Genomic DNA, 25,669 nt, shown 5'->3' with positions numbered 1-25,669 from the left:
TTGACCCGCCGAAAGCGACGAAAGGAAGGCGTATGTCCAAGAAATCCCGAAAGAAAACGTCCAAAACGCCCTCCGCCAGCCCGACGGCTAAAAAGAAGACCCCAAAAGCAGGGGCATCTGGTCAAACACGCAGCGCGAAAACACTGCCGGCATCGGCGAGCAAATCAAGCAAGACAGGCGCAAAGTCAGCATCGCATAAGGCCGCATCGAAACGGTTAAAATCTTCCGAAAAGGCCTCCAAGCCCGCTGTGTCGTCGTCGGCCGCTTCAGCGACGTCCCTGACCGAGGGCCAGAAGGCCCCGTCCTTCCGCCTGCCTCGCGACGGCGGCAATTTCGTCAGCCTGTCGGATTATGCTGGCCAGAAGCTCGTCCTGTTCTTCTACCCCCGCGCCGACACGCCGGGCTGCACCCGCGAGGCGATCGACTTCACGCGACTCAAGGGCGACTTCGCGGCGGCCGCGACCTCCGTGCTGGGCATTTCGGCCGATCCGTTAAAGGCCCAGGAGAAGTTCCGCGACAAACACCGCCTCGGCATCCCCCTGATCTCGGACGAGCAGCACGAGATGCTGGAGGCCTATGGCGCCTGGGGCGAAAAATCCATGTACGGCAGAAGCTTCCTCGGAATTCTTCGCACAACGGTGCTGATCGGGGCCGACGGCAAGGTGGCGAAGATCTGGCGCAATGTCAGGGTCGATGGCCACGCCGACGAGGTGTTGGAGGCGGCAAGAAGTCTTTAACCAGCCCGTTAAAATCGAGAGATCCCGTTTCCGGAAAATTAACCATGACCAGCCCAGATTGCTGCGGCAGTTAAGCCGCAAGGAACCGTTCCGACCGGCGCGGGAGTGCCGATGTCGAAAAGTTCTGCCCAATATTCGCAGTACCCCCAGCATCATCCCCACGATCACGGACGGCCCCTCCACCGCCGGCCTGCTGCCGCGGTAGCTGCGGCGATACCCCTGCCCGCGGCCGACGACGCCTACACCATCGTCCATCACGGCAAGCAGGTCCGTCTTGGGCCCGTGGTGTTCTGGATCGTGGTCGGCACCGTCGTCCTGCTCGGCCTGTGGTCGGCCGCAACCGCCACCTATTTCGCCTTCCGCGACGACGTCCTGACCCGGCTGATCGCCCGTCAGGCCGAGATGCAATACGCTTATGAGGACCGCATCGCCGAGCTGCGCGCCAAGGTCGATCGCACCACAAGCCGCCAGCTGCTCGACCAGGAACAGTTCGATCAGAAGCTCGACCAGATCATGAAGCGCCAGACGGCGCTGGAGTCCCGGGCTACCGCGCTTGGCGCCATGCCCGACGTCACCGGATCGATCCCCCGCGCGACGCCGCAGCGGGGCGACACGAACCAGACGATGCAGGGTACGCCAAAACCGTCGCCGATCAGCGACACCGTGATCTTCGTGGCGCCGCCAGACCGCGAAGCCCGGCTCGAATCGCGCGCTCCGGCCGTCATCGCTCCGCCAGCCAATCAATTCGCCAAGAACCAGGGCTTTGACAATGTCCTGGTCCGGCTCACCAACTCGCTTGATCAGGTCGAGCGCCGCCAGGTCGCGGCGCTCAGCGCCGTTGAGGAAGGCATGGATTCGCGCATGCGCCGGATGCGCGGCGTCGTCAGCGACCTCGGCCTGAACCTCGCGAGCCTCGAGGCTGCCGCGCCGCGCGCGCCGATGGGCGGACCGTTCGTGCCGGTGAAGCTCGCTGCCAATGCAGGTCCCTTCGAGAAGCAGCTCTATCGCATCAACACCACGCGCGCCGAGATGGACCGGCTCAATCGCACGTTGGCGCAGGTGCCCTATCGCAAGCCCGTCGTCGGCGAAGTCGAATTCACCTCCGGCTTCGGCGTGCGCAGCGATCCCTTCCTCGGCCGGCCGGCGATGCACACCGGTCTCGACTTCCGCGCCGCAACCGGCGATCCCGCGCGCGTCACCGCCAACGGCAAGGTCGTCTCGGCCGGTTGGTCCGGCGGTTACGGCCGCATGGTCGAAATCGATCATGGCAACGGATTGTCGACCCGCTACGGCCATCTCTCCGAGATCAACGTCAAGGTCGGCGAGATCGTGAGGATCGGCCAGGTCATCGGGCTCGTCGGCTCGACCGGCCGTTCGACCGGCCCGCATCTGCACTACGAAACCCGCATCGATGGCGAAGCCGTCGATCCGCAGAAATTCTTGCGCGCCGGCGTGAAACTGAGCGCGGGCTAGGTTTGTCGGACGCGCGGCGCCGACAAGCCGCGAAGCGAGAAATCACAGCATTCACGGGCGATCCGCGCGATCTGCCCGGCCAGCGGATCGACAGCATCGGCACGCGTCACGGCAAAGTATTTGATCGGCGGAATCGGCGGCGACGTCCTGATCGTGCGCAGGAGACCGATTTCGATCTCATGCCGGAAATACTGCTCCGTCAGAAAGGTGATGCCGAGCCCGGCCACGGCCAGCGCCGAAAGGACGCTGAGACTGTTGCACTTGACGACGCGATTGAGCTTGATCCCGCTCGCACCCAGCCAATCGAGAACGAGCTTCTGCAAGCCTGATCCTTCCCCCTGGGTGAGGATCGGGTATCGCGCGATCTCATCCAGCCCGGCTTCGTTGGCCTTGGGGCCAACGCCGGGCGCCGACATCCATTGCAACCTGACGCTGTCGAGCGGCAATGCATTGAAGTCAGCACTGGCCGGCGGATCAAGACCAATGACAAGATCCAGACGACGATCCGCGAGCTTGTCGAGCAGCACGACGCTGGATTCAACTTCAGGTTCTGGAATGACCGCCGGATAGGCTTCCTTCATCGCAACGATCAGTTTCGGCAGCCAGGTCAGCGCCACGAGCTCGGTAACGCCGAACCGGAATGCACCGCTGAACGCCAACGGGCCTGCCGCGATCTGACGCATGCGCGCCTCGAGCTCCAACAGCTCTGCTGCGAGCTCAATCAGGTTTTCGCCGCTGCGCGTCAGGCTGATCGTTCGGCTGTTGCGATCGAACAGCGTGCTCCCGATCGCGGCTTCGAGCTCGGCGATGCGCTTGGAGATGGTCGATTGCGCCAGGTTCAGCCGGTCCGCGGCGTCAACCACCCCACCCAATTCGGCAATCCAGTAGAAGGCTTCAACCTGCTTCAGCGTCAGGCTCACCATGCTCGCGGCCCCCATCCATCGAAAAAAGCGATCCGATAGATAGAAAAATATTCACTTTTCTTCAAGTCTACAGCGAGGCAGGTTTCCTGGGACATCTGCGCTCCGGCGCACAACCCCTCGGTCTTGCCCATGCTCCTGCCCGGCCATCGACTGCTCCCCTCGTCAGCCGCCGTTCCACCCGGCATCATCGCCGACTTTGCCGCCGCGCAGGTCGCGATCGTCTCGGACAACATGAACCGGCTGCACGGCACACGCGCGCTCCGCCCGTTTCACGGCAGCGCGCGCATGATCGGCACTGCCGTCACCGTCAAGACGCGGCCGGGAGACAATTTCGTGTTGCACAAGACCTATGAACTGCTGCGGCCGGTCGATGTCCTCGTGGTCGATGGCAATGGTGATCTCAACCAAGCGCTCGTTGGCGAGATCATGATGACGCGCGCCAAAGCCATGGGGGTTGCCGGGTTCGTCATCGATGGCGCTGTCCGCGACGTCGGCGCGTTCGCCGAGGCCAGCTTTCCCTGCTTCGCACGCGGTGTCACGCATCGCGGCCCCTACAAGTCGGGTCCCGGCGAGATCAACGTGCCCGTCTCGATCGATGGCATGGTGGTGATGCCGGGTGACGTCATACTCGGCGACGCGGATGGCGTCGTCGCCTTCGACCGATCCGTTGCTGCAGAACTGCTCGCGCGGGTCAAACAGCAGGAGACCCGCGAAGCCGGCGCGCTCGCCGCCATCCGCGAAGGCCGTTTCGACAATTCCTACATCGGCACGCAAGGGATCACGTCATGAGCGGGGTTGGCGCCATCGCCCTCGCCCCGAGGGTTCAGCGGATCAAGCCGTCGCCGAGCATGGTCGCGCGGGAGCGGGTCCGCCAGCTCCAGGCCGAGGGACGTGACGTCATCGATCTCACCGCCGGCGAACCTGATCTGGACACGCCGAAGCACATCCGCGCAGCAGCCGCCGCCGCGCTCGAAGCGGGCGAGACGCGCTATACGCCGGTCAATGGAACGCCGGCGCTCCGTAAGGCCATCATCGAAAAGTTCGCGCGCGAGAACGGCGTTTGCTACGCCATGAACGAGATCTCGGTTGGCGGCGGCGCCAAGCAGGTCATTTACAATGCGCTTGCCGCCACGCTCGGAGCTGGCGACGAGGTCATCATCCCGGCGCCCTATTGGGTCTCCTATCCCGACATGGTCGAAGCCTGCGACGGCACGCCCGTCATCGTGAGCTGCGGCGAGAACGCAGGCTTCAAGCTGTCAGCCGAGGCCCTCGCGCAAGCGATCACGCCCAAAACACGCTGGCTCATCCTGAACTCCCCGTGCAATCCCACCGGCGCATTCTATTCCGCGACCGAGCTGGCTGCACTGACCGAGGTGCTGCTGCGGCACCCCCATGTCGCGGTCATGACCGACGACATCTACGAGCACATCCGTTTCGATGGCGGCGCAACGCCGTGCGTCGTCGGCATTGAGCCGCGGCTGAAGGAACGGACCTTGCTGGTCAACGGCGTCTCCAAGACCTACGCCATGACCGGCTTCCGCCTCGGCTATGGTGCAGGGCCCGCACAGCTAATCGCCGCCATGAACACGATCCAGTCGCAGTCGACGTCCTGTACATCATCGATCAGCCAGGCGGCAGCGACCGCAGCACTCGAAGGCGATCAGGGCTTTGTCGCAGAGGCCCGCGAGATGTACCGCCACCGCCGCGACCGGGCAGTAGCGATGCTCAACGACATCCCCGGCCTCTCCTGCCTGCCGCCGGACGGCGCCTTCTACGTGTTTCCGTCTTGCGCTGGCCTCATCGGCAAGACCACGCCCGAGGGCAAGATCCTGAAGACGGATCTGGACATCGTCATGCACTTCCTCGATGCCGCCGGCGTCGCCGTGATCGATGGAACGGCCTACGGCATGCCATCCTATCTGCGCATGTCGATCGCGACCTCGTTGCCCAAGATCGAGGAAGCCTGCACGCGGCTCGCGCGAGCCTGCGCGGCCCTACGCTAACGGCTGGATGAAGGAGAGAGCCATGAGACTATCGCAAGTTGCCGTCGCCGCCGGGCTTCTGATCCTCACCGGCGGCGTCAACGTGGCCAAGGCCGACGAGCTCGCTGACGTGAAGGCTCGCGGCAAATTGGTCTGCGGAACGCTCGGCACGGCCGAGCCGTTCAGCTTCCAAGATCCGAAGACGCGGGAGATCGTCGGATACGACGTCGACATGTGCCGCAAGGTCGCGGAGTCGCTCGGTGTCACGCTCGAGCTCAAGCCAATGGCCGTCGAGGCCCGTATCCCCGAGCTGACACAAGGCCGCGTCGACGTCCTCGCCGCCAATCTCGGCTGGACCAAGGAGCGCGCGCAACAGATCGACTACAGCTATTCGTACTTTGTCAGCCAGCAGAAGATGCTCGTATCCGCCGATTCCGGTATCGCCACTCTCGAGCAGCTATCCGGCAAGCGGGTCAGCGCGCTCAAGGGATCATCTTCGGAACAAGGCGTCAGGCGCGTCATTCCGACGGCAGAGATTGTGACCTTTCAGGATTCGGCCTCGGCGTTCCTTGCGGTTGTTCAGGGAAAGGTCGACGGGCTCTGCGCTTCGGAGCTCATCCTGGTCAAGCTCCGCAAGCAGGCGCCGGCCTCATCCCCCATGTCGATTGTCGAGAAGTCGGTCTTCGTCGAACCGTGGGGCCTAGGCATCCGCAAGGGTGAGACAGCCTTCAAGGACCAGGTCAACAAGGTGCTGACCGAGCTGGACGCATCCGGCGAAGCAGGCAAAATTTTTGCCAAATGGTTCGGTCCCGATACCGCCTATGGCATGAAGGTCGATTTCAAGATCGAGGAGATCAAGGGCTGATGCCTCGGCGCCGCGTGACACCGACCTTCGGGAGCGCATGACCAACCAATGGGCTACGTCTTCGACCCGGCCGCAGTCCTGACCGGCCAATATCTGGACTGGTTCATCTGGGGGATAGCGACGACCATCGCGCTGACCCTGGTGGCCTGGCTGCTCGGAATGACTGTCGGGATCATCCTGACATTGGTCCGCATGCTCCCGTTCAGACCAGTCGAATGGCTGGTCGCGGGTTACGTCGAATATCATCGCAACGTTCCGCTGCTGGTCCAGATCATGGTCTGGTATTTCGGCGTCCCGGAGATCCTGCCTCGCGCCATCCGCATGTGGATCAACAACCACCACGGCGAATTTCTGTTCGCCACGGTGGCTCTGGGCCTCGCCAGCGCGGCCTATATCACCGAGGATCTGCGCAGCGGAATTCGTTCGATCCCGAAGACGCAATATGAGGCCGCCCGCTCGATCGGCTTCAACTATCTTCAGGCGATGAGCTACGTGATCCTGCCACAGGCGCTGCGCATCGTGATTCCGCCGCTGATCAACCAAACCCTGCTCCTGTTCAAGAACACCAGCCTCGCCATGGCGATCGGCGTCGGCGAGCTGACCTATCGGACGCGCGAGGTCGACAGCTACACGTTCAAGACGTTCGAAGCGTTTGCGGTTGCAACCATCATCTACCTTGCGATCTCCTTCGGAATCATGGCGCTCGGCGCCTTCGCCGACCGGCGGCTGAAGCTCGAGTTGCGCTGATGCTGGAGATCCTGAAGGACAACTGGCTTCTGTTCCTGATCGGGCAATATCCGCACGGCCCCGTCGGCGGCCTTGCCATGACGCTGTTCCTGGCGGTGCTCGGTCTATCGCTCAGCTTTCCGCTGGCGGTTGGCCTCGCGCTGGCGCGGCTCAGCTCGCATCGTTGGCTGCAGGCACCGGCGACTGCTGTGGTCTACACCGTGCGCGGCCTCCCGCTGATCATGTTCATCTTCTGGACTTATTTCGCGCTGCCGCTTTTGATCGGACATACGGTCGGAGGCGTCGAGACGCTGCTGTTCGCGCTCGTCGTCTATGAAGCGAGCTATCTTTCGGAGATCATTCGCGCTGGAATTGAAGGCCTGCCAAAAGGCCAGACGGAGGCGGCAAAGGCCCTTGGCCTCGGCTATTTTCCGACCACTTTCAGGGTGATCCTACCGCAAGTCCTGCACAACATGATGCCGAGCCTGGTCAGCCAATTCGTCTCCACCATCAAGGAGACGTCGCTCGGCTACGTGATCAGCGCCAACGAAGTCACCTTTGCGGCGAGCCAGGTCAACAACCAGCTCATGACGCAGCCGTTTGAGGTTTATGGTCTGCTCGCGCTGACCTATTTCACGCTGTGCTTCACCCTGACATCGGCGGCGCGTTGGCTGGAACGACGGCTGGCCGCCGAGCGCGGTGAGCTCGGCGTTCAGCCGGCGTGAGGGCAGCCATGATTCGCTTCGAAGCCGTAGAAAAATGGTTTGGCCAACACCAGGTGCTCGCTGGCGTGTCGGGCGAGGTAAAACACGGCGAGGTCGTCACGCTGCTGGGCTCATCCGGCTCTGGCAAATCCACGCTCATTCGAACCGTGACGCGTCTGGAAGGCATTCAAGGCGGCAAAGTTCTGTTTGAGGGTGTTGACGTCGCCGGACGCGGCGTCAACATCAACCGCTTGCGTCAGCGCGTCGGATTCGTGTTCCAGGCCTTCAACCTGTTTCCTCATCTGTCGGCACTCGACAACATCACGCTGGGGCTGACGCGCCTGCGAAGGATGCGCAAGCCTGCGGCGAGGGAGCGCGCGATGACCGAGCTCGACCGCGTGGGGTTGGCCGATAAGGCCGACGCCACGCCATCGCGGCTATCAGGCGGACAGCGGCAACGTGTCGCCATCGCACGTGCGCTGGCAATGGATCCCGATGTCATGCTGTTCGACGAACCGACCAGCGCGCTCGATCCGGAAATGGTCGGCGAGGTGCTGCGGGTGATGAAGACGCTCGCGCAGAACGGCATGACGATGGTTGTCGTCACACACGAAATCGGATTTGCCCGCGAGGTCGCCGACACCGTCTGGTTTCTGGACAAGGGCCAGATCGTCGAGAGCGGTCCACCGGCCAAGGTCCTCGATGATCCCAGTCACGACCGGCTGCGCGCCTTTCTCGCGAGAGCGCGTTAGAGCACCCTCGCTCCCTCAGCGCCGACCACCGCCCATCCCGCCTCCGGGACCACCGAAGCCACCACCACCCATGCCGCCGCCGGGGCCCATCGGGTTTCCACCGGGCGCGCCAAGACCGCCGGGACCTGACGGACCGCCGGGGCCTGACGGACCGCTTGGTCCTGACGGCGCTGAGCCGGGATGGCCACCGGGATTCGATCCCGGCGAGGACGGCGAGCCTGGTGCGCCGGGCTGGCTATTGCCTGGCGCCGTCGGGCCGCGATCCGGATGCATGATCGAACCGCCGGGCGACCGCGTGGGCGTGCTGCCGCCGGGCTGAGGCGCACCTGGTCCCGAGCCAATCGTCTTGGTCGAATCCACCTGCAGACCGCGCGAACGATCGAACACGCCGTTGACCACCATGCGTGCTTCACCCGCTGCCGGACCAAAGCGCGAGCTGTCACGCGCGACGAGCCCCGAGCCGAATTGCAGGCCCGAGCCTGCGCGCTGCACATAGGCCTCGATCGACAGGCGGCTCGCACCGACGAGATCCGAAAAATCGTCGATGCGGGTGTGCGCGGCCTGCATCGCGCCCTGGCTGGTGCTGCCCTCGATCTGGACGCGCTGGCCGACCAGCAGCGGGTCGACGCCAGCAAGCTTCAACCCGCCGATACGCAAACCATCGGGCCCGCGCTCGACCAGACCCGTCACACGTTCGGTGGTGATATGGCGCGGCTCGACCAGACTTGCGACGATCACGCCGTCGGTCCGGCGCAGACCATACACGGCCACCTCCGTGCCTGGGCGGAGCTTGCTGTCCTTGCCAGCCACGATCTTCTGGCCGAGGACCGTCAGCTCGTTGCCCTTGACCTGCTCGATCGGCCCCGAGACTTCGCTCGCGATCGCGATGTTGCGGGTGACCAGTGTGCCGTCGGCTTGCCGCATCGCGACCACGCGCGCCAGCTGGCCGATGCGCAGCGCCTTCGGGCTCGCCGCCTCGCCGTCGATCCGCACCGGCACGTCGCTCGCATAGGTGACGCGCTCGCCGTTGACGTAGATGCTGCCGAAACGCTGGATCACGCCGACAATGCCGGTGCCGCCGATGCCGTGATCGTCGCCACGCGTGATTCCGGTGCCGCCGATGCCATGATCATCGCCACGCTTGACCTGCGCACGCGCGAGCGCGGTGCCGGCAAGCCAGAATCCGGTGAGTAGCAATCGGCGGGAAATCAGCGGCGGCCGGCTCATGAGGAGCTGCCCTCCTTGCCGCCGTCCTTGCTGACCGCCTCGGCGTCCTCATCGGCGTCTTCGCTGTAGATGTAGATGCCGAAATTCCAGCGGGCATCGCCCCCCTTGTCCTTGGCGAGCGCGCGATGGGCCTCCCGGTTGGCCGTCTTGAGCGCATCCATGGCGAGTTCGCGCGAGCGCGCCTCGAGGCGCTTCGCCAGCTTCGGCGAGATGTTGTTGTAGTGGACCGCGCGTTCGAGGAAGCGCGGCGCCGGCCCCGACACGTTTTCGGCGGCAGCGGCGATATGGTCGTGCAGATTGCGGCCGAGATAGTGCCATTTGCTGTCGTCCGCACCGCTCGGAACGAACGCCGCCTCAACCAGTTCGATCTCATCGGCCGCGTTGATGGTGACGAGCTTGCGGTCGACCCACTCGTCGAGCACTGCGCGCGGACGCACATCCTTGGTGACGGACGCGACCAGTTGCTCGAATGACGGCGAATCGCCTTCGGCCGTGCGCGGCAAGGCCATCGGCTCGCCTTTCGCATCGGTGAATTCGGGCGACGCGAGCCAGCGCGCAATCACGGCGCTCGTCAGCGATATCGCCGCCGGCGTCTCGTTCACCGGCGCGCCGGCACCACGCAGCCGCGCCACCTCCTTGCGGTGGATGCCCGTGAGCAGGCTGACGCGGCTGTCGGTCTGGTCCTTGCCGTCGAGTGCGAAATCATGCTCGGCGACGTTGACGAAGAGCTCGCGAAGCAATTGCGCCAGTGCCGGAAACGTCATGCCGCTGCGGATACAGAGCCGTACGAGCGGGCGCAGCAGCCGCGCGAGCGGCGCATGCAACTTCGCTGCGGCATTCGGCTCAGGTGCCGCTGCTTTGGGCCCGGACTTGGCAATCATGTCTGAATTGTACGCGTGACACACGTGGGACACAATCCCACATTTTTCCAAAACGCGATTGACGTGGTAAATTTTCCCACATATACGAAACACCACTGAGGGCGCGACGTAAAGGGACACACCACCCATGGCTGACCGCTTGGTCCGCATTTCCAGTTCACCGCGTGCTGTGCCGTTTCCCCACCGGAATCGTGCCGGCGCGACCATGCCGATGCTGCTGCGCGGCGTGATCTTCGTCTCGGTGCTGTCAGCACCGTTCATCGCAGCCCTGCTCGCGGGCTGACGCCACCATGCATCACACCAGCGAAACCTCGCCCCGCCCGTCGGTGCTGCACATCTTCAAGATCTATTATCCCGACCTGTTCGGCGGCACGCTGACGGTGATCCGGGACATCTGCGCCAGCCTGAAGGACGCCTTTGCGTCCGCCGTGCTGGTCTGCTCGCAATCGGCCGAGCAGCGCGAGATCGTCGTCAACGACGTGCCGGTCGAGCGCGTCCGCTCGTTCGGCAACGTGCTGTCATTGCCAACTGCGCCCACCTATCCCTGGAGGCTGTGGCAGAAGATCGCCGAGCACGATCTGCTGGCGCTGCATGCCCCCTTCCCGCTAGCCGATCTCGTTTTCGCCCTCGGCTTCGGGCGCAAGCGGCCGCTGGTCGTGCACTGGCATGCCGACATCGTCACCCATGCGGGCCTGCGCTGGTTCATCGAGCCGTTGATGCGGCGGACATTGCGCCAGGCCAAGGCGATCATCGTCTCGGACCACGTCCTGATCGAGACCACGCCGCTGCTGCGCGAGTTCGAGGACAAATGCCACGTCGTGCCGTTCGGCATCGACACCAGCGTCTATGACTGGCCGAAGATCGATCCGCACCACGTCAACGATCGCGGCCGCCTCGTGCTCGCCTGTGGCCGGCTCGTACCCTACAAGGGGTTCGACGTGCTGATCCGCGCCGCCGCTATCGGCAACTTCGAGGTCTGGATCATCGGCGAAGGCGTCGAGCGGGCCCGGCTCGAGCAACTGATCCGTGAGCTCGGCCTCGGTGAACGCGTCAAGCTGCTCGGCTCCGTCAATGATTGCGAGCGCATCAAGCTGATGTGCCTTTCCGACGTCTTCGTGATGCCGTCCGTCACCAATGCCGAGACCTTCGGCCTCGTTCAGCTCGAGGCCATGGCCGCCGGCCGCCCCGTGGTGAACACGGCGCTCGACACAGCGGTGCCACGCGTTGCCCGTCACGGCATGGAGGCGATCACCGTGCCGCCAGGCGATCCCGAAAAGCTCGCCGAAGCCATTGACGCCCTGATCAGCGATCCCGAGCGCCGCCGCCGCATGGGGCTTTCCGCGCGGACCCGCGCCGTGAGCCGCTATTCCGCGACGACGTTCAAGCACGGCATGGAAACCGTCTACCGCTCGGCTGTTACCGCGCCCTCCGACCAGCAGGTCCCCGCGCACGAACAGCCGCAGGTGACAGGCTGGTTCGAGAGCATTCGGATCGCAGCAGCGCTGGCCTGGTCCGACATGCGCCACCGCTACGTGCGCTCTCTGCTGGGTCCGTTCTGGATGTCACTCCAGATGGCGATCGTGGTCGCGGTGCTCGGCTCGGTGATCGGCCAGATCTCGAATGCCGGTATGCTCGCACGCTTGCCGATGCTTGCGCTTTCGATGACGGCCTGGACGTTTCTCAACAGCGTCGTGCTCGATGCGACCACGGCTCTTCAAAACTCCGCGAGCCTGATCCGCGACCGTGCGCTGCCGCCAGTGATCTTCCTCCTGCAATGCACGTTCCGCCAGGGACTGTTCGCCCTGCACAATGCCTGCGTCCCGCTCTCGCTCTGGCTGCTGCTCACGCCGCACGATCTCTCCGGCGCACTCGCCGCGCTTCCGGGTCTCCTGCTGTTCGTGATCTGCACCTTCGCGCTCAGCCTCGTGCTCGGCGCGCTGGCGACGCGGTATCGCGACCTCAAGCCGATCATCGAGTCCACGCTGATGCTCGCCTTCCTCGCCTCGCCGGTGATCTGGTCTTCCGACATCATCAATCACCGCTCGACCGTGATGCGGCTCAATCCGCTGACCCATCTGTTCGCGGTGTGGCGCGAGCCGCTCTCGGGCGGCCATGTCGACGCGACCAGCGTCATCTATGTCCTGGTGGCACTGGCGCTCCTGCTCTGTGCGAGCGTGCTGACGCTTGTTCATCTGCGCAAAGCGGCCTTCTGGATCTGACCGATGGCCTCGATCAGCCTGCGCAATGTCTGTCTCGACTATCCCCTCTACGGCGCCTACGACTTCTCGCTGAAGCGGCGACTGCTCGGCCGCCTCATCCGCGAGAAAGGCGAGACGCGGATCATCCGCGCCGTCGACAATGTCACGATCGAGGCCGAGGCCGGCGCGCGCATCGGGCTTGCCGGCCCCAACGGCTCCGGCAAATCGACCCTGCTGCGGCTGATCGCCGGCGTCTATCCGCCGAGCAGCGGCAGTGTTGCGATCAGGGGCACCGTCGTGCCCCTGATCGGCCTCAATGCCGGTGTGAACCTCGACTTCATTGCCGAGGACAATATCGCCCTGCTGCTGCGGATCAGCGGGCGCAAGCCGACGCGCGCCGTGATCGACGATATCTGGGCTTTTACTGAACTCGAAGAGCGCATGCAGCGGCTGCCGCTGCGGATGTTCTCCTCGGGCATGCTGATGCGCGTGCTGTTCGCGACCGCGACGGCCTTCCCGGCCGATATCCTTCTGCTCGACGAATGGCTGAGCGTGGTCGACGAGCATTTTGCCGAGAAGGCCCAGCAGCGGCTTCTGAGCCTGGTCTCGCAGGCCGCGATCGTAATTATCGCCTCGCACGACCAGCCGCTGCTGCGCCGCACCTGCACTAGCATCATCAATCTCGATCATGGCCGCATCGCCTCGACCATCACGGTGGAGCAGCCCTCGGCTCTTCCCTTCGACTCCAACGAGATCAGCGCATGAAGCAAAACATCCTTGTTGTCTCGGAGGCTTTGGGCGAGCCCAACCACAAGCGAGGTATCTTCCATTTCACCCGCGAGCTGATGCGTTCGCTGGCCGCAGAAGGCCATGAGCTCACGCTGCTGGTCGAGACCAACAGGCGGTACCGCAAGCTCCGCCAACGCGAGCGGCGCACGAGGCTGTTCCCGCCGCAGGCACGCAACATCGAGCTGCTCGCCCTCTATCGTTTCCTCGACGAGATCAACATGGCCGAACCGCTTGCACGCAACGGCCTGCGGCGTACGCTGGACTGGCTCCGCCACAAAGCCACCATGTCGGTGTCCCCGGACTATGTCGTCTGTTTCCTGCGGGCGATCGGCCTGCGTGGCCTGCACGCACGGCTGATCGAGAACCGGACCGCAGCGCTGGAATACATCCCGCCGGATCTGCGCCACCTCGAACTGTTCCGCGACTTCCAGCTCGAGCCCGGATTCTACAGCTATCAGGACTCCTCGGCCTTCCTGCTGCTGCCGCCGCCGCGGATCGATGCGAGTGATTATGACGTCATCGTCATCGACACGCCGACGCGGGTCGTCGTGAGGCGCAGGCCGGATGCCAAGGTGATCTGCGTCGTGCACGATCTCCTGCCGCTCACCGATCTCAAGCTCAGCGACGTTGCAACGCGGCTGTTTCTGTCACGGCTTCTCACCAGCCTCAAGCAAGCCGACGAGCTCGCCTTCGTTTCGAACTATAGCATGATGCGGTTCAGGGAGCTGTTGCCGCAATTTGCGCACCTGCCGGCGCGGGTCGTGTATCCCCGCACCCGGTTCGACGCCCCGGATGTCCTACACCTGCCAGCCCCGTCGGGGCGTCCGGGGCGGCCGAGCTTCGTCGTCGTCGTTTCGAACGAGCCACGCAAGAACGTCGCCACGGTCATCCGCGCCTTCCGCAACATTCCCCAGGCCGATCTCGTCGTGATCGGCTATGCCGGCGAGATCAGCCGGATGCGCAATCTGCCGCCGAACGTTCGCTTCGCCGGCTACGTCGGCGAGCACGAGAAGGCGGCGCTCGTCGCGGAGGCTCACGGCCTGATCATGCCGAGCTTTGCCGAAGGCTTTGGCGTGCCGATCATCGAGGCGCTGGCCGCGAACACGCCGGTACTCTGCTCGGACATCGCGGTGTTCCGCGAGGTCGCGGGTGAGCTCGCCGACTATTTCGATCCGTTCGCGACGGAGTCGATCGTGGCCTCTGTCACCCGCGTGCTGGCGCGGCAGGAGGAATGCCGCGCCAGGATCCGGGCGCGCCGCTCCGAGCTTACCGAGCGCTTTGGCTACGAGACCCAGGCCCGCGATTTCCTCGGACGCCATGCGCCGCCGGAGCGCCAGGTCGCGGCGCAATAGGTATGGTCGTCGAATCCGCGGCCTGCGCGGGCCCCGCCGCCCGGACCGCGCAAGGTTCGGCGGCACTGATCAGGGCAGCCGATGTGCTCGCCGCACTGATCGCGGCGTCGCTGCCGTGGTCGACCACGGCGCCATCGATCTTTGTCGGGCTTTGGCTGCTCGCGGTGACGCCGACCATCGACTGGCGGGACTATCTGCGCCAAATCGCGCAGCCGGCTTACGCCCTGCCCTTCGTCATCCTGCTGCTCGCGCTTGTGGGCTCGCTGTGGTCGGACGGCAACTGGGCCGACCGGCTGCATGCAATCAAGCCGGTCGCAAAGCTCGTGCTGATCCCGCCACTGCTCTACCATTTCAGCCGGTCGGAGCGCGGCTTCCTGGTTTGCGCGGCCTTTCTCGGCTCCTGTGCGCTGCTGGCGGCATTCTCCTGGATCGTGCTGCTCGACCCCGCCTTGAAGCTGACCGCAACGGCGTCATCGGGTGTTCCGGTCAAGAACTACATCGACCAGAGCCAGGAGTTCACGCTCTGCGCCTTCGCGCTCGCACTGCCTGCGCTGAGCTTCTGGCGTGGCGGAGGCATGATCGCGCTGGCGGCCTGCCTTGCGCTGATGCTGCTGTTCGTGACCAACATGGTCTTCGTCGCCGCCGCCCGCACGGCGCTACTCTGCATCGCGGTGCTGCTGGTGCTGTTTGCGTGGCGGCATCTGAGCCGACGCGCGGCGCCGCTGCTGTTCGCGAGTGCCGTCGCCGCAAGCGCCCTGGCCTGGACGGCATCACCCTATCTGCGCCAGCGGATTGCCGATATCGCCGTTGAATACCAGCACGGACGCGACGACATCAGCCGCGCCTCGACCGCGCAGCGTCTGACCTATTGGCGCAAGGCGGTGGACGCCTTCGCCGAGGCGCCCCTGCTCGGCCATGGCACCGGGTCGATCAAGCGGCAGTTCGAACGCGCCGCCTCGAACGAGAGCGGCCTCGACGCCGAGATCGTCAGCAATCCGCATAACCAGACCCTCCACGCCGCCGTGCAATGGGGATTGCTGGGCGTAGTCCTGCTCTATGCGATGTGGTTCGCCCACCTACGCCTGTTCACGGGCAATGATCTTCCCGCCTGGATCGGACTTGTCGTCGTCGTGCAGAACATCACGAGCTCGCTCGTGAACTCGCATCTCACTGATTTCCACGAGGGCTGGATCTATGTGCTCGGCGTCGGTGTCGCCGGCGGCATGGTCCTGAAGACGAAGGTGGCCCTCCAACCGTGATTATTGGCTACGCTCGTGGCCGACCTCGCCGGTGATGACCTCGCCGAACGGCTCCCAGGCTTGCCCGTTGAAGCGCATCAGCTGCATCTGCTCGATCGGGAAGTAATCGTCCGGCGACGTGTTGACCATGATGCCGGGCATCATCAGGTCACTGTGGAAATTCTTCAGGTTCGCCGCCTGCTTCATGACGTTGTCGCGCGTCAGGTTGTCGCCGCACTGCTTCAATACCTGCACCATCGCCTCGGCCTGCACATAGCCGTAGACATTGTTGGCGTTGGTCTTGTCGCCATCGGGATAATATTTGTCCATGAAGTCGCGCCACTTCACCACCGCCGGATCCTTGTCCCAGGTCGGATCGGTCGGTTCCTTCAGATAGATCGTTGAGATGATGTCCTTGGCGTATTCGAGCCCCGCGGGCTTGAGCACCGAGGCGACCGAGGTCGCGGTGTTGGCCAGAAAGAACTTCGGCTTCCAGCCGAGCTCGCCGACCTTCCGGATCGCCTGTGCGGAGCCCTTGGGCGCGGCCCATGAGAAGAAGATGTCGGCGCCGGAATCATGCAGCGCCACGATCTGCGAGTCGATCGAGGGATCGCTGACCTCATAGGATTTGTCGGCGATGATCATGCTGGCCTTCTCGCCGAGGCCGTCCTTCAGGCCCTTGAACTGGTCCTTGCCCGCATCGTCGTTCTGCCAGAACACCGCGATCTTGCCGTTGGGGAATTTGTCGAGGATGTACTTTGCATAGATCCGCCCCTCGCTCTGGTAGTTCGGCTGAAAACCCATGGTCCACGGAAAGTTCTTGGGGTCGCCGAACTTGGTGCCGCCGGAGGCGACGAACAGCTGCGGCACCTTCTTGGCGTTCATGTATTTCATGATCGCGGAATTCGAAGGCGTGCCGAGCGCCTGGAAGATCAGCAGCACCTCGTCGCTCTCGACCAGCTTGCGCGCCTGCTCGATCGCCTTTGGCGGCGAATAGGCGTCGTCATAGCTGATGAAATTGATCTTGCGGCCATTGATGCCACCCAGATCGTTGATCATCTTGAAGAACGCGGCCTCGGTCTTGCCGATCACACCATAGGACGACGCCGGCCCGCTATAAGGCATGATGTTGCCGATCTTGATTTCGGTATCGCTGGCGCCGGGATCGTACTGCTTCTGCGCAAAAGCCGGTGTCGTGATGAGCACGCCGGCAGCAAGCATGGCGAGGGTAGCAAGGCTGTTGCGACGACCCGGCATCGTTCTCTCCCCAATTTTGTAGTCTTGTTTTGAGGAGAGTGTCGCAAGGCGACTGGCCGCTGGCAAGCGGAAGGATTTTCCGCTGGGTGAAACTGCGGCTCAGGAACTTACCCGACGCGCTGCAACATTCTAAGAGCCCGTCCGTCGATGACGATCAACGCGCTGCCGATCACCAGAGCCCCGGCGATCTCGCGCGCCGAGATCGACTCACCCAAGACCAACCATCCCAGCAGGATCGCAGTCACAGGAATAAGCAGCGTCACCAGCATGACATTGGTTGCGCCAGAACGCCGCAGGATCTGGAAGAACACGATGTAGGCGAGCGCGGTGGAGAGGCTAGCCAGACCAAGCACGGCAAGCCAGGTCGCAATGCCCGGCATAGGCAAGCGCCACGGCTGCTCCACAGTGCCGGCGACAATCGCCATCATCACTGTCGACGCCATCAGTTGAAACGTCGCCGTCCCGAGCGGCGGAGAGTCCTTGAGTAGCCGCCGCGCGGCGAGCGCCGCCAAACCATAGCTGAGCGCGCCGCCGAGACAGAGCAGAATGCCGAGGCCCTGCCCCGCTCGTGTCTCGATGCCCCAGCCGCGCAGGATGATGACGCCGGCGAGCCCAAGCGCCACGCCGGCCACCCGACGCATCTGCAAGGCCTCCTCCTGGGCCGCCGCCATCACCAGGACGGTAAACAATGGCGTGGTGGCATTGAGGATGGACGCAAGTCCGCTCGGAACGAAGGTCTGGCCGATCACGATCAGCGAGAACGGAATGACATTGTTGAGCAGCCCGATCACGACGAACGGTATCCAGCCTGCAATGCCCTTGGGAAAGCTGATCCCGTACATGCGCCGGAGCGGCAACAGCATGGCCGCACCGACGACAACGCGCAAGAACACCAGCGTCAACGGCGGCAGCTCCCGCAACGCCGCGCCATTGAAGAAGAACGAGCCGCCCCAGAGGATCGACAGCAATGCGAGCAGCGACCAGTCTCGCGCGTCGATCCTGATATCGTTCGGGGGCATCCGTCTCACCTCAGCGGCCGAACCTGCCGCCTAGACCAGCGTGACAAATCTCGCCACCCGATTTCCGACAAAGACGCGGCTCACGCGGATCGGCGCGAGCGGGCGTCTCCCGCGATGTCAGCGATCACCGCCCCAATCACCAGTACCCCGCCAATGAGCGCATGCACGGCGGGCACCTCGCCAAACCCCACCCAGATCCAGAACGCCATCAGCGGCGTCTCCAGCGTCGCGATCAGCGACGCCTGGCCTGAAGGCAGCAGGCGCGAGCCGAGCATGTAGAAGGTCAGGCCGAGCGCGACCTGGAGACAGCCGAACATCGCGAGGATCGCGAGACTGTGGCCACCGACATGAGCAATGTCGTGAGCGAACGGCAGGCTGACGAGGCTGCCGATGAAATTCGACAATGCTGCCGCCGCCACCATCGACGTCTCGCGATGGCGTCGGACCACGACGGTCATGGCCGAGATGGCGAGCACCATCAGGCAGCTCAGCGCCACGCCGCTGAAGTCGGCGCCGGCCCTGATACCGCCGACGGTGATGACGACGCCGGCAAACGCAACGAAGCTCGCAATCAGCGTGCGCCATGTCGCGGCCTCGCCGAGCCAGAGCCATGCAAGTGCCGCCGCGACGAACGGCTGGGTCGCGATCAGTACCGCGACGTTCATGACATTGGTCATCTGAAGCGCGGGGATGAACGAGATCATGCCGATGGCAGACAACGAGGCGACGAGCAGGCCGCCACGTCCCGGCACCACCAATTGCCGCAGCGCGCCCGGTCCCTGCATCAGAACGAGAAGCAGCGTGACGAGGCACCCGCCGAACAGGCCGCGCCAGAACAGGATGGTCCAGGGATCGAACGGCAACAGCCGCGTGAAGAACGGCGCCGTGCTCCAGGCAATCGCGGCTGCGGCGACGAGAGCAATGCCGAGACCGCGCTCCGATCGAGGCTGTCCCATATCAAGAATTCCCAGCTAAGACGGCTTCTTCGGCCGCGACACCAGCTCGATCATCTTGCCTTCGTCGTCATCGGGCATCGCGGCTTTGGCCTGCGCATAGGCCTCGACAGCGGCGCGCGACACCAGCGGCTTGTCGGCCAGCAGGCTCTCCGCCAGCTTCACGGCATAGGCGGCATCCTTGTGCCGCAGCGCGGCCGTGAATGTCGCGCCGCTGAAGTCGCGGGCGACCATGCGCTTGGAATGGCGCTGAACCTGCGGGCTCGCGGCGACGCCCGCCTGGATCGATTCCAGCACCAGATTCATGTCGAGCCCGGCCTGCTCGGCGATCGCGAGGCCCTCGGCCAGACCCGCGATCTGGATCGCGCCCATGAGATTGTTGATGAGCTTGTAGACCGTGCCGGAGCCGACCGCGCCAAAATGACGGATGGTCGTGCCGATCGGCTCCAGGAACGGCCGCGCGCGTTCGAGATCGGCGCTATCTGCGCCGGCGAGCAGCGTCAACTTTCCCGCAGCTGCCGCATCCGGCAAGCCCGTCACCGGGCAATCGATGTAGATCAAGCCGCGCGCCTTGAGCTCGCGGCCCATCTCGCGGGCGTGGTCATAGGAAACCGTGGAGCATTCGATCGCGATGGCGCCCGCCTTCGCCGTCTTGGCTGCGCCATTCGGCCCGAGCCAGACCGCGCGCGAGGCTTCGTCGTCGGCAACCATCGTCACAACGGCGTCGGCGTCGATCGCGGCGTGCTCGGGCGACGTCGCCCACTGGGCGCCGCGTGCGATCAGATCCTCCGCCTTGGCTTTGCTGCGATTCCATAGCGTCACCGTAAAGCCGGCAGCGAGATAGCGGCCGGCCATGCCATGGCCCATCCGCCCCAATCCGATGAAGGCGACGCGGGTCATGGTCAGTCCACGTCCTCGATGTCAGCACCAGGGGTGCCGAAGGCGCGCTGCGCCAGCGTTGCGGCCATGAAGTCGTCGAGCTCGCCGTCGAGCACGCCTGACGTGTCGGAGGTCTGCACGCCGGTGCGCAGGTCCTTCACCATCTGATAGGGCTGCAGCACGTAGGAGCGGATCTGATGGCCCCAGCCGATATCGGTCTTGGCGGCCTGGTCGGCGGCGGCCTTCTCCTCGCGCTTCTTCAGCTCGATCTCGTAAAGGCGCGCGCGCAGCATGTCCCAGGCCTGCGCCCGGTTCTTGTGCTGGGAGCGGCCGGCCTGGCAGACCACCGCGACGCCGGTCGGGATGTGCGTCAGGCGCACCGCGGATTCGGTCTTGTTGACGTGCTGGCCTCCGGCGCCGCCCGACCGCATGGTGTCGGTACGGACGTCGGATTCCTTGATGTCGATCTTGATGCTGTCGTCGATGACGGGAAACACCTGCACGCTCGAGAACGAGGTGTGCCGCCGCGCGTTGGAATCGAACGGCGAGATGCGCACCAGGCGGTGCACGCCGGCTTCGGTCTTCAGCCAGCCATAGGCGTTGTGGCCGGAGACTTGGATGGTCGCGGATTTGATGCCGGCTTCTTCGCCCTCGGACTCTTCGAGGTATTCGACCTTGAAGCCGTGGGTTTCGGCCCAGCGCGTGTACATGCGCAGCAGCATCTGCGCCCAGTCCTGGCTCTCAGTGCCGCCGGCACCGGCATGGACTTCGAGATAGGAATCGAAGCGATCGGCCTCGCCCGACAGCAGCGCCTCGAGCTCGCGCCGCGCCACTTCCTTCTTGAGGGTCTTGAGGGCCGCTTCGGCCTCGGCCACGACGCCGGCATCGCCCTCGGCCTCGCCGAGCTCGATCATGCCGATATCGTCTTCGAGCTCCTGCTCGACCTTGCCGATGCCCGAAAGCGAATCCTCAAGCGAGGTCCGCTCCTGCATCAGCTTCTGGGCCTTCTGGGGATCGTTCCAGAGGTTGGGATCTTCAGCGAGCTTGTTCAGCTCAGCGAGGCGTGCCGTCGATTTCTCGACGTCAAAGATGCCTCCTCAGCAGCCCGACCGACTGCTTGATCTCTTCTACCAACCGTTCGATTTCGGCGCGCATATCGTTCTCTGATCTCGCGGAATCCCGCGTACAATTGAGAATGGGGATGTAGCGGCGGCGGCTGCAAAGCGCAACCGCCGGAGCTTCACGTCAGTGCCGTTATCCGAAAGGCCTTAATAGAGCCCGCCGGTGCCGGGCCGCATGAAGAAGCCGGAATCCGGCGCCTGCTGCGGCGGTCCAGGCATGCCGCGGCCGTCGGCATCAGCAACACCAATGACGGAGTAGTTATCCGGCGGCGCCGTGCCCGGCTTGAAGGCTTCCAAAATCGTTCCGCCGGTCTCGCCCGGGCCGGCGCGCATGCCGGTCTTGGCGACGACACGGATCAGCTTGATGCCGGCAGGCACCTTGAACGGAACCGCGGGCTTGTCGGCGAGCGCGAGCTTGAGGAAGTCGCGCGCGATCGGCGCGGCCAGATGGCCACCGGTCGCGGCGTTGCCTTTGCCGAGCGGACGCGGCTTGTCATAGCCCATGTAGATCGCGACAGCGACGTCAGGCGAGAAGCCGACGAACCAGGCGTCCTTGGCCTCGTTGGTCGTACCGGTCTTGCCCGCGATCGGCTTGCCGACTTCCCTCACGACGGTCGCCGTACCGGCCTGCACCACGCCTTCGAGCAACTCGGTGATCTGATAGGCGGTCATGGAATCCAGCACCTGCTCGCGGCGGTCGATCAGCTGCGGCTCGGCCTGATTCTTCCAGCCGCCCGGTGCGTCGCAGCCGCGGCATTCGCGCTGGTCGTGCTTGAAGATGGTGTGTCCGTAGCGGTCCTGGATTCGGTCGATCAAGGTCGGCTTCACGCGGCGACCGCCGTTGGCGAGCATCGAATAGGCCGTGACCATGCGCATTGCCGTGGTCTCGCCGGCGCCGAGTGCGTAGGAGAGATAGTTCGGCAGCTCGTCATAGACGCCGAAACGGCGCGCATATTCGCCGATCAAGGGCATGCCGATGTCCTGCGCGAGACGCACGGTCACCGTATTCAGCGACTGCCGCAGCGCGTTCCGCAGCGTCACCGGTCCCTGATATTTGTTCACAGAGAAGTTTTCAGGCCGCCACACACCGGCGCCCTGCCCCTGGTCGATTTCGATCGGCGCGTCGAGCACGACGGTCGACGGCGTGTAGCCGTTGTCGAGCGCGGCTGAATAGACGATCGGCTTGAACGACGAGCCGGGCTGTCGGTAGGCCTGCGTGGCGCGGTTGAACTGGCTCTGGTCGAACGAGAAGCCGCCGACCATCGCGAGCACGCGGCCGGTCCAGGGGTCCATCACCACCATCGCGCCCGATACTTCCGGGATCTGGCGGAGCCGGTACTGGCCTTCGACCGGTTGGCCCTCCTTGCTGTAGAGCGGATCGGCATAGATCACGTCGCCGGGCTGCAGGATCTGCGCCACCGAATTCGGCGTCTTGCCCTTGAAATTGCCCTGGGTCGGCCGCGCCCAACGCACGCCGTCGAGCGTGATGAGACCGGTCTCGCGCTGCTTGCTGACGGCACCGCCAAGCTCGCGGTTGGGCTGGAAGCCGATGCGCGCCGACTGGTCGCTGGTCTCCAGCACCACCGCCATCCGCCAAGGTGAGATGTCGGAGAGCGACTTGATCTCGGCGAGCTTCACGCCCCAGTCACCCGAAATATCGAGCTTGCTCATCGCGCCGCGATAGCCTTGCTGCTCGTCATAGTTCACGAGACCTGAGACCATGGTCTTGCGCGCCATGACCTGGATCTTCGGATCGAGCGTGGTGCGGACCGACAGACCGCCCTCGTACAGCTTCTTCTCGCCGTAGCGCTCGAAGATGTCGCGGCGGACCTCCTCGGCGAAATATTCGCCGGCGAAGGTGTGGGCGCCGTTAGAACGGCTGGTGACGGCCAGCGGCTCCTTGCGCGCCTTGTCGGCGTCGGCCTGCTTGATCCACCCATTCTCCTGGAGACGGTCGATTACGTAATTGCGGCGCTCGATGGCGCGATCACGGTTGCGAACCGGATGCAGCGTCGCCGGCATCTTCGGCAGCGCCGCGAGATAGGAGGCTTCGGCCACGGTGAGCTCGTTCACCGACTTGTCGAAATAGACCAGCGAGGCGGCGGCGATGCCGTACGCGCCGAGGCCGAGATAGATTTCGTTCAGATACAGCTCGAGGATCTTGTCCTTCGAATAGGTCTTCTCGATGCGCATCGCCAGCAAGGCTTCCTTGATCTTGCGCGCGAACGAGACCTCGTTCGTCAGAAGGAAGTTCTTGGCGACCTGCTGGGTGATCGTGGACGCACCCTGCGGACGGCGGTTGGAGCCGAAATTCTGCAGATAGAGCACGCCCGCGCGCGCCATGCCGGTGTAGTCGATACCGCCGTGCTCGTAGAAGTTCTTGTCTTCGGCGGCGAGGAACGCGTTGATCACCAGCTTCGGCACCGCCTGGATCGGCAGGTACAGACGCCGCTCCTTGGCGTATTCGCCGAGCAGCGAGCCATCGACCGCGTGCACGCGGGTCATCACCGGCGGCTCGTAATCCTGAAGCTGAGAGTAGTCGGGCAAGTCCTTGGAGAAATGCCAGATCAGGCCTGCCACGGCACCGACACCGACAAGGAACACCACCGTACCCGCAGCGAACAGGAAGCCCATGAACCGCACAAGCAAGCGCATTATGTCTTTATCCGTTCAATCCAGGATCAGCCCAATGCGCCCAAACAGGCGCTATCCTCACGTCGCGAATTCACCGGCTCAACTCAATACAATTCAATGCCGGACCGAAAGACGCTTGCCGAACGGGATTCTCGCCGATTCCGGAACCCCCTGCGTTGTTTTTATAAAGCGTCCGCTGTGGCCAAACTAGGGCTTAACGGCGGAACCGGCATGCCCTTCTCAATTGCTGGCCCCCGCCGTCGCCAGCCGTTTGGCCAGGAACGTGTCGATCGCCTGGGCCATCGAGCCCACCGCCTTGGACCGCCAGCCCTCGGACACGAGGTGCTCGAGGTCGCCCTTGTTGGAGACATAGCCGATCTCGACCAGCACCGAGGGCACATCAGGGGCCTTCAGCACCCGGAAGCCGGCCGACTTGAGGGGATGCTTGTGCATCCGCACGGTCGTCTTCATTTCACCCATCAGCAAATGGGCAAAACGGTTTGAAAAGGTGCGGGTTTCCCGCTGGGTCAGATCGATCAGGATGTCGGCGACGTCGGTCGGCTCTTCGGCCAGGTTGAAGCCGGCGATCGCATCCGCTCGGTTTTCGGCGTCCGCCAGCCGCTGGGCCTCGGCGTCGGAGGCCTTGTCCGAGAGCGTGTAGATCGTCGCGCCCTGGGCGTCGCCCTCGGCCTTCGGCAGCGCATCGGCATGGATGGAGACGAAGAGCGCCGCGTTCAGATTGCGGGCGACCTTGGGCCGGTCGTTGAGGGGAATGAAGGTGTCGTCGTCCCGCGTCATCACCACGCGGTACTTGCCTGATTTTTCCAGCCGGTCGCGCAACGCGAGGCCAAAGGCCAGCACCAGGTTTTTCTCGCTCTCGCCGCTCGACTGGGTGCCGTTGTCGATGCCACCGTGGCCCGGATCGATCACGACGACGGGGCGGCCGTCCGAGGGTGCTGCGGGTTTCTGCAGCGCCGGTTCAGGCGCGGCGGGAACCGTCGCGGGCGGGGTGGCGGCGATCGTCGGCCGCAGATCGGGCCGATTCTCCGGAGCGGGTGTCTGCACGAAAGCTGCGCGCTCGACCTCCTCAAGCTCCAGCACCAGCCGGGCCGGCTGGCCGTTGGCCGCCTCGAGCACATAGGAATTGGTGATCTTGGCGGGCCCGGTGAGGTCGAACACGATTCGGGAGCCACCGGGCATCACCAGCCCGTAGCGGAAGGCCTTGACCAGCCCCCGCCCGGCTCCGGTGCCCGGAGCCAGCTGAAAATTGACCTGGGGAACGTCGACCACGACCCGGTAAGGGTCGGCGAGCGTCGTGGCGCGGAAGGAGACAGTCTGATCTAGGTCGAGAATGAAGCGGGTCTGCTTGCCGTCACCGGCCAGGCGCGCTGCCGTGGCGACAGGAAAATTCGCTGCTGCAACAGAGGGTTGCGGCGGGCTTTCCGCTGCGCTCAGGCGCGAGGAATCGGCACATGGGGATGCTGCGGCGCACAGAAGCGCAAATCCCAGCAAAACTCGTTGATTTGTGCGGCTCGCCACCGATTCCGTGCCTCCGAGCAGCCTCTTTAACGCAATAGAACCACAGGGTTAATCGATCCTTAATGACGGAAACGCAAAACTCTCCGACTGTGACCGGCGTGCGACGCTCCCTTGCACGGATGCCCCATTCCTCGTATGTACGGATTGCTGACGGCCAATAATTTCCGGTTGTGTCGCATACAGCCTCCCGGTGCAGCGCCGGAACTCTCAAGGTTTGGGAATTCCAGCGTTTTTCCGTTCCCTTCAAAGACCAGCGCGGTGCGCGGCAGCGAGGCGGAACGGGGCAAGCCCCGGCGGCGGACGGTTTCCGGTTACCACGCTGTTTCCGGAACAGTTTTGACAGCGACGCAGCCAGTTACCCGCTCCCTTAATCCTGAGGGCGCGGTTCTTGATCAGGGCGAGCGCGCACGCGCCATGCCT

General features: G+C 64.2%; 22 protein-coding genes. 12 read left to right on the top strand and 10 right to left on the bottom strand.

Annotated features, from left to right (window positions below):
* Nucleotides 1-32: 32 nt before the first annotated feature.
* The gene (locus M2427_RS14185; protein ID WP_280706970.1) at nucleotides 33-737 is read left to right on the top strand and encodes a peroxiredoxin; all 705 of its coding nucleotides are present in this window, start codon (nucleotides 33-35) and stop codon (nucleotides 735-737) included.
* A gap of 111 nt (nucleotides 738-848) precedes the next feature.
* Nucleotides 849-2,210, top strand: coding sequence for a M23 family metallopeptidase (locus tag M2427_RS14180; RefSeq protein WP_280706969.1), 1,362 nt, complete (start codon nucleotides 849-851; stop codon nucleotides 2,208-2,210).
* On the opposite strand, the gene M2427_RS14175 is transcribed toward M2427_RS14180, so the two are convergent.
* Complete coding sequence (locus M2427_RS14175) at nucleotides 2,207-3,133, bottom strand: LysR family transcriptional regulator (RefSeq protein WP_280706968.1); 927 nt, start codon at nucleotides 3,131-3,133, stop codon at nucleotides 2,207-2,209. The genes M2427_RS14180 and M2427_RS14175 overlap by 4 nt on opposite strands.
* Before the next feature lie 129 nt (nucleotides 3,134-3,262).
* Between M2427_RS14175 and M2427_RS14170 the strand changes: the two genes are divergently transcribed.
* Genes M2427_RS14170 through M2427_RS14145 form a run of 6 tightly spaced genes read left to right on the top strand, consistent with a single transcriptional unit; the run spans nucleotide 3,263 to nucleotide 8,162 of the window.
* Nucleotides 3,263-3,922, top strand: a complete 660-nt coding sequence (locus M2427_RS14170; protein ID WP_280706966.1) for an RraA family protein — start codon at nucleotides 3,263-3,265, stop codon at nucleotides 3,920-3,922.
* Nucleotides 3,919-5,136: an aspartate transaminase gene (locus M2427_RS14165; RefSeq protein ID WP_280706965.1), complete on the top strand. Its 1,218-nt coding sequence runs from the start codon at nucleotides 3,919-3,921 to the stop codon at nucleotides 5,134-5,136. Before M2427_RS14170 ends, M2427_RS14165 begins: the two co-directional genes overlap by 4 nt.
* Nucleotides 5,137-5,158: 22 nt before the next feature.
* Nucleotides 5,159-5,980, top strand: a complete 822-nt coding sequence (locus tag M2427_RS14160) for an ABC transporter substrate-binding protein (RefSeq protein ID WP_280706964.1) — start codon at nucleotides 5,159-5,161, stop codon at nucleotides 5,978-5,980.
* Between the two features lie 48 nt (nucleotides 5,981-6,028).
* Nucleotides 6,029-6,727: an amino acid ABC transporter permease gene (locus M2427_RS14155; RefSeq protein WP_280706962.1), complete on the top strand. Its 699-nt coding sequence runs from the start codon at nucleotides 6,029-6,031 to the stop codon at nucleotides 6,725-6,727.
* Nucleotides 6,727-7,431 (top strand): amino acid ABC transporter permease, encoded by a 705-nt coding sequence (locus tag M2427_RS14150; RefSeq protein ID WP_280706961.1) that lies wholly within the window; start codon nucleotides 6,727-6,729, stop codon nucleotides 7,429-7,431. The genes M2427_RS14155 and M2427_RS14150 overlap by 1 nt, the downstream gene beginning before the upstream one ends.
* Before the next feature lie 8 nt (nucleotides 7,432-7,439).
* Nucleotides 7,440-8,162: an amino acid ABC transporter ATP-binding protein gene (locus M2427_RS14145; protein WP_280706960.1), complete on the top strand. Its 723-nt coding sequence runs from the start codon at nucleotides 7,440-7,442 to the stop codon at nucleotides 8,160-8,162.
* Nucleotides 8,163-8,177: 15 nt separating this feature from the next.
* Here M2427_RS14145 and M2427_RS14140 read toward each other — a convergent pair whose 3' ends face one another.
* Both M2427_RS14140 and M2427_RS14135 read right to left on the bottom strand, forming a co-directional pair.
* Nucleotides 8,178-9,389, bottom strand: a complete 1,212-nt coding sequence (locus M2427_RS14140; RefSeq protein ID WP_280706959.1) for a DUF5666 domain-containing protein — start codon at nucleotides 9,387-9,389, stop codon at nucleotides 8,178-8,180.
* Nucleotides 9,386-10,270, bottom strand: coding sequence for a DUF6502 family protein (locus M2427_RS14135; RefSeq protein WP_280707165.1), 885 nt, complete (start codon nucleotides 10,268-10,270; stop codon nucleotides 9,386-9,388). The genes M2427_RS14140 and M2427_RS14135 overlap by 4 nt, the downstream gene beginning before the upstream one ends.
* Before the next feature lie 290 nt (nucleotides 10,271-10,560).
* On the opposite strand from M2427_RS14135, the gene M2427_RS14130 reads away from it, so the two are divergent.
* Genes M2427_RS14130 through M2427_RS14115 form a run of 4 tightly spaced genes read left to right on the top strand, consistent with a single transcriptional unit; the run spans nucleotide 10,561 to nucleotide 15,868 of the window.
* On the top strand, nucleotides 10,561-12,489 hold the full coding sequence (locus tag M2427_RS14130) for a glycosyltransferase (protein WP_280706958.1): 1,929 nt from the start codon (nucleotides 10,561-10,563) through the stop codon (nucleotides 12,487-12,489).
* Nucleotides 12,490-12,492: 3 nt separating this feature from the next.
* Nucleotides 12,493-13,233, top strand: coding sequence for an ABC transporter ATP-binding protein (locus M2427_RS14125; RefSeq protein ID WP_280706957.1), 741 nt, complete (start codon nucleotides 12,493-12,495; stop codon nucleotides 13,231-13,233).
* The gene (locus tag M2427_RS14120) at nucleotides 13,230-14,609 is read left to right on the top strand and encodes a glycosyltransferase family 1 protein (RefSeq protein WP_280706956.1); all 1,380 of its coding nucleotides are present in this window, start codon (nucleotides 13,230-13,232) and stop codon (nucleotides 14,607-14,609) included. Before M2427_RS14125 ends, M2427_RS14120 begins: the two co-directional genes overlap by 4 nt.
* Nucleotides 14,610-14,611: 2 nt before the next feature.
* Nucleotides 14,612-15,868, top strand: a complete 1,257-nt coding sequence (locus M2427_RS14115) for an O-antigen ligase family protein (RefSeq protein ID WP_280706955.1) — start codon at nucleotides 14,612-14,614, stop codon at nucleotides 15,866-15,868.
* On the opposite strand, the gene M2427_RS14110 is transcribed toward M2427_RS14115, so the two are convergent.
* The 7 genes from M2427_RS14110 to M2427_RS14080 form a co-directional block, all read right to left on the bottom strand.
* Nucleotides 15,869-17,104 (bottom strand): ABC transporter substrate-binding protein, encoded by a 1,236-nt coding sequence (locus M2427_RS14110; RefSeq protein ID WP_280706954.1) that lies wholly within the window; start codon nucleotides 17,102-17,104, stop codon nucleotides 15,869-15,871.
* 107 nt (nucleotides 17,105-17,211) lie between these two features.
* A complete protein-coding gene (locus M2427_RS14105) occupies nucleotides 17,212-18,123 on the bottom strand; it encodes a DMT family transporter (RefSeq protein ID WP_280706952.1) in 912 nt (303 codons plus the stop codon).
* Between the two features lie 80 nt (nucleotides 18,124-18,203).
* Nucleotides 18,204-19,079, bottom strand: a complete 876-nt coding sequence (locus M2427_RS14100) for a DMT family transporter (RefSeq protein ID WP_280706951.1) — start codon at nucleotides 19,077-19,079, stop codon at nucleotides 18,204-18,206.
* Nucleotides 19,080-19,094: 15 nt separating this feature from the next.
* Nucleotides 19,095-19,976, bottom strand: a complete 882-nt coding sequence (locus tag M2427_RS14095) for an NAD(P)-dependent oxidoreductase (RefSeq protein WP_280706950.1) — start codon at nucleotides 19,974-19,976, stop codon at nucleotides 19,095-19,097.
* A 2-nt stretch (nucleotides 19,977-19,978) separates the two neighbouring features.
* Nucleotides 19,979-21,110 (bottom strand): peptide chain release factor 2 gene (gene prfB, locus M2427_RS14090; protein ID WP_280706949.1). Its coding sequence is split into 2 segments (ribosomal slippage): nucleotides 19,979-21,040 and nucleotides 21,042-21,110, totalling 1,131 coding nucleotides; the frame shifts between segments, so codons are not numbered across the junction.
* A gap of 113 nt (nucleotides 21,111-21,223) precedes the next feature.
* Nucleotides 21,224-23,731: a penicillin-binding protein 1A gene (locus M2427_RS14085; RefSeq protein WP_280706948.1), complete on the bottom strand. Its 2,508-nt coding sequence runs from the start codon at nucleotides 23,729-23,731 to the stop codon at nucleotides 21,224-21,226.
* Between the two features lie 219 nt (nucleotides 23,732-23,950).
* Nucleotides 23,951-25,249, bottom strand: coding sequence for an N-acetylmuramoyl-L-alanine amidase (locus tag M2427_RS14080; RefSeq protein WP_280706946.1), 1,299 nt, complete (start codon nucleotides 25,247-25,249; stop codon nucleotides 23,951-23,953).
* Nucleotides 25,250-25,669: the final 420 nt, after the last annotated feature.

The organism is Bradyrhizobium sp. BR13661 (assembly GCF_029892425.1).
In the GTDB taxonomy this organism is placed as follows: domain Bacteria; phylum Pseudomonadota; class Alphaproteobacteria; order Rhizobiales; family Xanthobacteraceae; genus Bradyrhizobium.
Note: the sequence above shows the minus strand (reverse complement) of the source record. Positions and strands in the feature narration are given on the sequence as shown.